Raw genomic sequence first — 4273 nt, 5'->3', positions numbered from 1 at the left:
ACGACCGCAAAAATCGCCAATAAACTCTTGCAATGCAGGAGCCACCCACAGATGCAGTTCAACACTTGCCCGCAACGCTGCACTGCAGCCCGCTTTGCTGACATTCGCTGCGGGTGCACTTTCTCGGCTTTGACCGTTGCCTGCTTTCTGCGGGACTTTGCCGCCTTTTGCTGACGCGGCCATTGCTCACGCAGCATTTCCTCGCACATGCGGCAGGCTTTCCGCAGTGATGCAGCCCACGTCGCCGAAGCCGCCATTGAACCCCGTCGTGAGATGGCGAATTCATACCGCACTTCCGCTGAGTGCTGCCGGAACCAGCAAGGCGCGCAACGAAGCTGCCCTTACCACTCGCGTTGAGTTCGTCCGCAGTCAGCCCAAAACGGACATTCACAATTAGACTTTGCAATTCCCGAGAAGCGTAACAGATCAACCATTTGCTCGCGCCGCGAGTGCTTGCGCAGCATCAGTTCACAGGAGCGGCACGAATGTCGCTGCGTTGCTGCTGATGACGTCAGGCCAGTCATTCATAGCCACGAGGAAACCTTGATCACGTACCGCTCTTTCGCCGCACTCAGGCTCGACAAGAGAGACGCGGACTTAAGCTGCCATTCGCTGCTGGTCCGACCCCAAAACCCTACAACAACCGATTAATGCCAAGTAACTTCTTTCGGCGGTTCACCAGGCTACTTGGTCACGTGCTTGTTTCAAAACCACCTGCCTTGGCAGAACTAGCGTTGCGACGAGGGAAACTTCCTTGACTCTATTCTGGCTAAGGACCACAAACGTGCATTGGTAAAAATTACTCGTCGCCGCGATGCTGCCGGCTTCGATGATCCAATGGCCTTCAGACTAACTGTAGCATGTGCCCCAGCGTAGGAACGGGTTTCGCTGGGGTCTTCGCTATGAGCTCGTTCCTCGCAAGCATTCGCAACGGTCACCTGACATGCTCCAGTCATCGCGTGACCCATCAAAGAAGGCGCCGTATGAACAGAACATGGCTCATAAATCGCGTGCGCGATGCCGGATAGATCAGGTCTCAGGCTCCGTTTCAATCTGTCACTCATCGTGTTTACGCGCTGCATTCTTTGTTTGATCCCGACACTCTTAGTGTTGCTCTCAGGAACGCAGCTTCCTGCCCAAGTTGCAGGAAATGCCGAAGGATCGGTTTGTGACGAAGGTTCCGAAAACAAGAACGGATCCTGCCAAAGAACAGACGTACCAGAAAACGCATATTTGACGGGTAGCTCCTACGGCAGCGGCTGGGAATGCAATCACGGTTTTCAGAATGTCGGAGAACTTTGTGAGGAGATAAGTGTTCCTGAAAATGCCTATCTTGCATCAACCGGAGATCAGTGGGAGTGCAATCGGCTGTTCCAGCGTGTCGGCGCAGAATGTGAAGAAGTGATTGCACCTCAAAATGGATACGTCGAAACCCGGTTTGGCGCGCAGGAAATACACTGTGACTGGGGATTTCGTAAGGAGGGCCAGGATTGTGTTTCGATTAATGTCCCGAGCAATGGCCGCCTGACTGACAAAAACAGCGCGGATGGTTGGGTGTGCCTCAGAGGTTACAGAGCAACGGAGAGCGGTTGTGATCCTGTAGCTGTTCCACAGCATGCATATCTTGCACCTGAAACTTATTCCGGATGGAAATGCGAACGTGGTTTTCGCGCAAACCGGGACAGGTGCGTTGCGATCCTTGTCCCTTCAAATGCTCACTTAAATCGAAGAGGTGATGGTTGGGAATGCAATCGGCCGTTCACACGACAGAACGATACGTGCACCGAAAATGTGCCGCGACAATAGGTTGGTGGAAATCAATCTCGCCCGACATATCCGCAAGGACCAAGCCGTGAACCACAACTCGATAGACGAAAACTTGGGCAAAATGCTCAAAGCCGAAAAGGCTCATCGCAGGTCCTACAGGGTTAAGATGTTTATCGCGTTAGCGGTTTTTGTTGCGGCGATAGTTGTAGTGGTGTTTTTCTGATGCGTAAAAATGCCCCTCAAGTGACCCTTCCGGACTCAAAGATGTCAGCTCGTGGTTTGGAACAAAGAGCATTTCAGGACCGCAGTGTTCGTAAGACGCGGAACGCTGACGTATCCGGGGTGATTGAAGAAGAGTTTGGAAAGTACTTGATCAAGGCTGGCATTCTGAGCGGTAACAGCGTTGCGCGCGCATTCCCCAAGCCACCAGCTAAAACGCAGGCAATGATTGCCGATGCAGTCGGCGAAACACCAGCATTGGCCATTGAAACCTTAAAAGAAATTCTCGAAGAACGAGACAGGAAACGTAGCGGTCAACGCCGTTTGGAGGGAAACTCTGGCACCTTCGTTCCCAGCGAAAGAGAATATGCCGAGGCATTGCGCCAGATCAGGCTCACCCCTGCGCAGGTCACAATGCTCAAAGCACTTACAATCGCAGGCAAGGAAGGTCTGACCATTGGTCACTTGTCTCAGGCGGCCGGTTACAAATCCCGCGAGGCCTCCATCAAGGTCTTCAAGAAAATCGGACTATTGATCGCAGAATATCTGGAACTCGCACCTCCCGAAGCCGGATCGGCACAGAATGACGGTGCTGCTCAGGTAATCGCATATTCTCACGTCGAAAGTGACGATGAACCAGCTACTTGGATCATGCATCAGGAACTGCGCGATGCTGTTCGCTCGGTTCTATGACGTGCGTTCCAGCCCCCGCTTTTGTAGCGAACTCTGAACCGGAACAAATGCACGAAAGGTTGCTGACGTAGCTTATGTTGGAGAAAAGACCATATCCGCTCGACCTGATCTATGTACCTGTGAAACGGGCGAAAACGCTTGATCAACAAAAAGTTCTGACACTGGCCGAAGATATTCTGAAGAACGGCCAGAAGACCCCGATCCAGATACGCTCGGACAACAAGAGGTTCGTGCTGATTGAAGGCCTTCACCGATTAGAGGCCATTCGCGCCTTGGGCGGTGATACGGTCGAAGCCTATCTGGTCCGTGCCAGACTACACTAAATGCCTATTGGAATTGGCGTTCGACAAAGCCTCGGAAAATGTCAGCAGACGTTGACTTTTTTCATCCCAAAGATGCAAGCGTGCACAATGAAAGCTCTCATTTAGAGTAATACGCTGGCAATTTTCCAACTCAGAATGGTCACGCAAAACCTCGTTTAGCCGATAAAACGGTATGCGGCTGGCCAGGTGGTGAACATGGTGTACGCCGATATTAGCAGAGAACCACCGCAGGATGCCTGGTAGGGCATAATGAGAACTTCCATAGAATGCGGCGTTCTGAAGATTCCACCCCTCTTCCCGTTCCCAGGTCGTGTGCTCAAACTGGTGTTGAATATAGAAAAGCCAAATACCAATCGATGATGCGACAATCATGGTTGGCAGGAAAACATATACCAACACCTCAAAGCCTCCGGCCCAAAAAACCAGAGCCAATATCCCTGCAATCGCGACGTTTGTTCCCATCGCACTTGCCCAATACAGCCAGCCCGACCGCATGAAACCAAGAGGTAAGCGGTTTTGAAGGAAGAACGTATAGACCGGCGCAACACCGAACAGGAAGATGGGATTCCGGGTCAGACGATAAGCGGCACGCCCGAACCACTTCCGCTTCAGGTATTCTTCAGTGGTCAATGTAGGGATGTCACCCATACCACGCCGATCAAGGTTACCGGTTGAGGCATGGTGAATCGCATGGCTTTGCCGCCAAACGTCATAGGGTGTCAGCGCAAGGACACCCAAAACCCGGCCTGTCCAATTGCAAACGGTACGGTTTCTAAAGAAGGATCCATGACCACAATCATGCATAATGATAAAGATACGGACCAGAAACGCGGAATTCAGGATGGCCAGTAGTATTGCGATCCAGACACTAAAAGATAACGCAAACCACGCTAGGGCCCATAGCGCGAATAAGGGAACAACAGTGATCGCAAGTTCAAAAACACTGCGCTTCGCATCGGCAACACGGTATTGCGCGAGCACCCGCGTCCAATCTTTAGGTTGCAAGTTACTTGTTCTCCAACGGCTTATAGTAGCCCATTGTTCAAAAGGGCACCCGAAAAGGGTGCCCTTAAAAGGTCAGGCGAGTGCCAGATTGGCGGCGCTTTCGCGTCCGTCGCGGCCAGCTTCGACGTCAAAAGTAACCTTCTGACCGTCTTTCAATTCGCTAAGGCCGGAACGTTCGACTGCTGAGATATGTACGAACACGTCGCGCTTGCCATCTTCAGGCTCGATAAAGCCAAAACCTTTGGTCGAGTTGAACCATTTTACTG

At 52.0% G+C, this 4273-nt stretch carries 5 protein-coding genes; 2 read left to right on the top strand and 3 right to left on the bottom strand.

All coding sequences use genetic code 11. The features are described 5' to 3' along the window. The coding region (locus tag GOX66_RS25695; protein WP_214652781.1) for a hypothetical protein at positions 1–183 on the bottom strand (183 nt) is incomplete at its 3' end. Positions 184–2031: 1848 nt separating this feature from the next. Between GOX66_RS25695 and GOX66_RS25310 the strand changes: the two genes are divergently transcribed. Both GOX66_RS25310 and GOX66_RS25305 read left to right on the top strand, forming a co-directional pair. Further along, positions 2032–2679, top strand: a complete 648-nt coding sequence (locus GOX66_RS25310) for a hypothetical protein (RefSeq protein WP_170766655.1) — start codon at positions 2032–2034, stop codon at positions 2677–2679. 74 nt (positions 2680–2753) lie between these two features. Continuing rightward, the gene (locus tag GOX66_RS25305) at positions 2754–3002 is read left to right on the top strand and encodes a ParB N-terminal domain-containing protein (protein WP_039524390.1); all 249 of its coding nucleotides are present in this window, start codon (positions 2754–2756) and stop codon (positions 3000–3002) included. Here GOX66_RS25305 and GOX66_RS25300 read toward each other — a convergent pair. After that, on the bottom strand, positions 2994–4007 hold the full coding sequence (locus GOX66_RS25300) for a fatty acid desaturase (RefSeq protein ID WP_170657599.1): 1014 nt from the start codon (positions 4005–4007) through the stop codon (positions 2994–2996). The genes GOX66_RS25305 and GOX66_RS25300 overlap by 9 nt on opposite strands. A 72-nt stretch (positions 4008–4079) precedes the next feature. Beyond that, the coding region (locus tag GOX66_RS25295; RefSeq protein ID WP_170766653.1) for a cold-shock protein at positions 4080–4273 on the bottom strand (194 nt) is incomplete at its 5' end.

It is taken from the genome of Ruegeria lacuscaerulensis, from assembly GCF_013031245.1.
Lineage (GTDB): Bacteria > Pseudomonadota > Alphaproteobacteria > Rhodobacterales > Rhodobacteraceae > Ruegeria > Ruegeria lacuscaerulensis_C.
Note: the sequence above shows the minus strand (reverse complement) of the source record. Positions and strands in the feature narration are given on the sequence as shown.

Excerpts from the sequence above, each read along its gene's own strand:
- GOX66_RS25310 (WP_170766655.1), top strand. The coding sequence starts at position 2,032 with ATGTCAGCTCGTGGTTTGGAACAAAGAGCATTTCAGGACCGCAGTGTT.
- GOX66_RS25305 (WP_039524390.1), top strand. The coding sequence starts at position 2,754 with ATGTTGGAGAAAAGACCATATCCGCTCGACCTGATCTATGTACCTGTG.